This is a genomic window from Gammaproteobacteria bacterium (genome assembly GCA_003696665.1).
Classification (GTDB): domain Bacteria; phylum Pseudomonadota; class Gammaproteobacteria; order Enterobacterales.
In genome coordinates this window covers 1-4,652 of sequence record RFGJ01000265.1, presented here as the reverse complement: position 1 = coordinate 4,652, position 4,652 = coordinate 1, and the positions used below count along the sequence as shown (strand labels likewise).

General features: G+C 51.7%; 4 protein-coding genes. 1 reads left to right on the top strand and 3 read right to left on the bottom strand.

Annotation, left to right across the window (positions count from 1 at the left end; all coding sequences use genetic code 11):
- The 3 genes from D6694_07350 to D6694_07340 form a co-directional block, all read right to left on the bottom strand.
- Nucleotides 1-1,151: insulinase family protein (locus D6694_07350; GenBank protein ID RMH43056.1), on the bottom strand; the 1,151-nt coding region annotated here is incomplete at its 3' end.
- A 128-nt stretch (nt 1,152-1,279) separates the two neighbouring features.
- Nucleotides 1,280-2,740 (bottom strand): hypothetical protein, encoded by a 1,461-nt coding sequence (locus tag D6694_07345; protein RMH43055.1) that lies wholly within the window; start codon nt 2,738-2,740, stop codon nt 1,280-1,282.
- Nucleotides 2,659-4,074, bottom strand: coding sequence for an insulinase family protein (locus tag D6694_07340; protein ID RMH43054.1), 1,416 nt, complete (start codon nt 4,072-4,074; stop codon nt 2,659-2,661). Before D6694_07340 ends, D6694_07345 begins: the two co-directional genes overlap by 82 nt.
- A gap of 65 nt (nt 4,075-4,139) precedes the next feature.
- On the opposite strand from D6694_07340, the gene D6694_07335 reads away from it, so the two are divergent.
- Nucleotides 4,140-4,652, top strand: a 513-nt coding sequence (locus tag D6694_07335; GenBank protein ID RMH43053.1) for a 3-deoxy-D-manno-octulosonic acid transferase, incomplete at its 3' end; no start/stop codon positions are given.

Sequence of the window (4,652 nt, the reverse complement as noted above, 5' to 3'; positions counted from 1 at the left end):
GCGCGTACATCGGTCGCGATTTTCTTCTTGAGCACCAGTTCTTTATAAAGCTTTCCGGTACGACCATTCAAAACCGAGGCCAGCATACTCAAGGCTGGCTCGTCTTTGCCAGCGAACGCTGTGGTGGCATAGGCCAGTGTGGCTGATGCATTGTCGTCAACCTCAGCGCGATACACCACGGTGCCGTTTTGCGGGGTGCGCATGGTCACAACATCGGGTGGCGGCGTTTTTTGTCCTTTTAGGCGACCAAAGTACTTTTTGGCCAGAGCTTTGGCTTGGTCGACGTCAATGTCGCCGACAATCACTGCAGTTAAATTGTTGGCGGCATAATAAAGGTCATAATAGGCTTCTGCTTGCTGACGCGTGATTGCCGCGATATCTGAAGGCCAGCCCACGACAGGCCAGGCATAGGGATGGCCGCGCCAAAACAGTGATTCAAAGACTTCATCCTGAACGCCGGTGGGGGTGGATTCTGTACGCATGCGTCGTTCTTCGTAGACGACGTCGCGCTCAGAATAAAACTCGCGAAAGACGGGGTGCAGCAAGCGCTCACTTTCCATCCAGAACCAGAGTTCCAGTTTGTTTTTGGGCACCTGGATGAAATACACCGTCATATCGTGGTTGGTGAAAGCGTTCATTCGGTTGGCGCCAGCCTGAGTGTAAATCTGGTCAAATTCGTCCTTGACCATATTCTTCCGTTGCTTGGCGATTAATTCATCAAATTGTTTTTTGAGCGCTTGGTAGGCTTCGTTGGTTTTGGCCGCTTCATCAAGCGAGGTAAACAAGCCGAGTCGCACCTGGTCACGAAACTTTCGTTCGAGCGCAAACATTTTTTCTCGAATTTGGTCGAGTTGTTTGCGGATTTTTGTATCTAGGGCAAAGTCTTTGGTGCCGATTGTCGGCGTGCCTTTGAACATCATATGTTCAAACAGGTGCGAAATACCGGTGATGCCCGGTCGTTCGTTCGCGGAGCCGACGTGCGCTACCCAGCCAGCGGCCACCATGGGGGCTTTACCATGTTTGAGCAGCACAACACGCATGCCGTTATCCAACACAAATTCTTGTGCCTGTTCGGTAATTTTGGGACCTTCGCCAGCTGTCACTGCGGCAGCCAGCAGCAAGGTGCTGAGGAGGTATAACAGTTTTTTCATGGATGTGTCCCTCTTGTAGGTTCTCTTTGGATCCATTGGGGTGAGTTTAAATCTGTTCCAACACGATGACCAGACGAGCTTTTGTTTCAAAATGTGTCATCGTCAATCTTGCCTCATAACACGCTGAATTATTTGACGAAATAGCAAGGTGTGAAATATTCACACAAATAGTGTTGAAGGGCCTTTTTCTCTCCGGAGACGAAGATGTAAGTCGGCGCTGTCTGCCAAACATGTAGCCAGTCTATGAATTGTGCGTAGGAGAGCTTGGCCACCCAACGCCAGTTTGCTTCATGATGACGCTGGTCAACGATGCTTAACAATCGATTGTGTGGTGTGTTTTGCCGCATAAGCTGATGCCAAAGGTAAACCGACTTGGCGTGTTCAAACTCATCCTTGCTCACTTTTGTCTGTTCAAATAGCTGTTGTAAATGGTACTGGCTGCCTTGAATCAGCGCACGCATCTTGCGATGTTCGCCTTGCGTGGCGATGATTAACAAACGATGTGCTTTGAGGTTACGGATTTCGACGTCTATCCAGTAAGTCAGCCCAAGTCGCTCTCGAAGATCCCGTCCAAGCCTGCCGTCCAGACTGTTGCCCAAAATAATACGTAGGATTTCCGCAGCCGCCTGCGCGCTTTGAACATCACTGGCGGTGCTAAGGGGGGTGACAATGCGAATCTCCGCTTGTTTGGCTCCGCTTCGAGGCAGGAAATAATAACCGGGGGGCAACTTTTTGAGCGTATGTGTCGCGCTTGGTTCTGGTTTTGTGACCGCTTGCGTGACGTGAGCGGCAAATACTTGTTGCCACCAAGTTTGCCAGGCGCTGATGTCGTCAGTCACAAGGTCGATGTTAGGTGGTTGCTGCATGACGGATGACAGCAGTGCTTGAATCGCGCCAGGCTCGTCCTCTGAATAAGTAACCAGATCGTTGTGATGGGTGGGGCGTAAAAGCAGGCGTTCCATTGCCTCTGTTATTGCGCTTTTATCAAGTGTTTGCCGAAGCAATCGAGAGACTTTGATGTCTCGTTGGATTCTCTTAAATACGGTCGGACTGACTGAAGGTTGGCTGGCCAATACCAGCAACTTGGGAAGACACCTTTGAAGGGATGTGCGCGCCCCATAGATCACCAAACGCAACTCACCGTGATAGATGCCTCGTTCATAACGCAGACCGCATTGAACCAACCAGTCGTATAAGTTGATTTGTTGAGTGCCGAATACAGGCCATTGGTAGAGCCATGGCCACAGTTTTTCAGGAATGTGGTGACTTGGCCAGGTCAGTGCGACATAGGAAAGCTGCGTGCCCCCGTCATAGAAAGGGTAGGCCGCCATGGTAATTGTCCACCCATTGACGACCATATGTACCTCAGAGAGCGCGGGAATACTCTGTGTCGGCGGTTCGACACGCCGATATTGATGTTCGTCGGTAGGTGGTGTGTAACTCACCGGTGGTGGTAGGCTTTGGCAGCCGGTCAGAGCGGCGAGAATAGCAATCAAAAGAGCGCGCATCAAAGCACCCATGACTCGACCTCCTCTGTCACACTTTGTGGCAGCCATTCCAACAGCTTTTTTAGCCATTTCAGATGCCATCGCCCAGGCTGCAATTCAATAAAAATGACAGGCTGTGTGAAGGCGTCTTTCAGTAGGCGTGCGGCTTCTTTAGGTGTTAATGCCATAAATGCGTCGTTGAGTGCCCACCAGTGCATGGGGTCGTCAAAGCGATACCATGAAGCCGACAAGGTGAAGACCAACTGCTCAATGTCATCAAGGAGTTCTGCAATGATGACTCGACGCCGCATTTTGGCCGCGCATAGCCATGAGGGATCGGTCAATAGTAAATGGACTAACCGTGTTTGCCAGCTATGGAGGCGGTTTAGGTAAGCCTCACGACTGATATGGGCGCGTGGCGCGACGGCAAGAATCATCAGTCTAAGCGGTTTCTGGTACATCACGGTTTGCATCGCGAGGTAGCTACTGTCAGTAATGGCCGGGTCGCGGCTAAAACCGGAGGCTGTTGCGGTAAATAATTGCATGAGCTTTTCTTGCAAATAGGCGGTGGGTTCTTGGTGGCTGAGCTGGTGGATGACGACATAACCGGGCCAAGGTGCCCGCTCATCGGTGATGCGATGGTCTCCTGGATGAAACAGTGTCTCCGGGCTCGGAATCTTAGGGTCTCGTTCAGGCACAGGTTGCCATGAGCCAAACAGTTCACGTACTGCGTGGAGCACCTCATTTCGATCAATATCGCCCCCAATGACAAGGATGGCGCGATTCGGCCCATAGTTTCTTTGGTAAAACGCGCGCACAGATGCTGCCGTTGCCGACTTGAGTGTTTGTTCGTAGCCAATCACCGGATGGGCATAGGGCGTATTGGCAAACAGCGACTCGGCCAATTTCACCAAAGCGTTTGCATACGGCATGTTGTCAATGCGCATGAGTTTTTCATCAAGTACCGTATTGATTTGGTTTTCGACATTCTTCGCTGTGATGGCCGGGGCTTGCTGGCGTTTGGCTTCGAGTTCAAGAATGGCCCGCCAAAAGCGACTTGGAAAGGTGGCGTAATAGTCGGTGGTGAGATAATTGGTAGAGGCATTAAATTGTCCGCCAATACGTCTTAGTTGGTCGGCATATTCGCCGATTGTGTGGTCGCCATGCGCTTCAAACATCAAATGCTCAAGTAAATGGGCAAAACCGGCCTCGTTTGGTTTTTCGTCCACCGAACCAACCTGATACAGCAGTCGATAGCTGACCACTGGAAAACGATGGTCCTCAATCACCGCCACACGCAAACCGTTGGACAATGTGGTCAAAGTCATGCGCTGATCAAGGCCATCGCGCTGAGGCAATGCAACATCCTGACACTGTGGCGCGGCGAGCAGACTGACAGGCAAAAATATTAGCGCGAGGACCAAGCGAAATCGCATGAAATCACACAACCTCCCTGTGTTGATAAAACAATGGTGGTAAGATGTGCGCCAGTGTAACGAACATGCTTTCCATCGTGTACCGAATTCTATTGGTCGCCTATAGCATTGTCCACATTTTGCTGTGGCCTTGGTTGGCGCTACGGCTTTGGTGGCGCGGCCGACGGGCACCTGAATATCGTCAGCGTTGGGCAGAACGCTGGGGGTGGCGGTTTGTGCGAGGACAGGCGCCGGTGATCTGGATTCATGCCGTGTCGGTCGGCGAGTCTGTCGCAGCAAAGCCGTTGATTGCCCGGCTGAAAAAGCATTATCCGGATCACCAGATTCTGGTGACGACCACGACGCCAACAGGCGCGGCCAGAATCCAGGCGGACTGGGGGGATCAAGTCTTGCACCAATATTTGCCCTATGACGCCGGGTTTTTGGTGCGACGTTTTTTGCGCGCCATTCGACCGGTATTGGCGATTTTCGTCGAAACTGAGGTCTGGCCAAATTATGTCTACTGGGCGAATCGATATGGCATTCCCACCGTGTTGGCCAATGCCCGTTTATCGTCTCGTTCGGCGCGCGGTTATGCG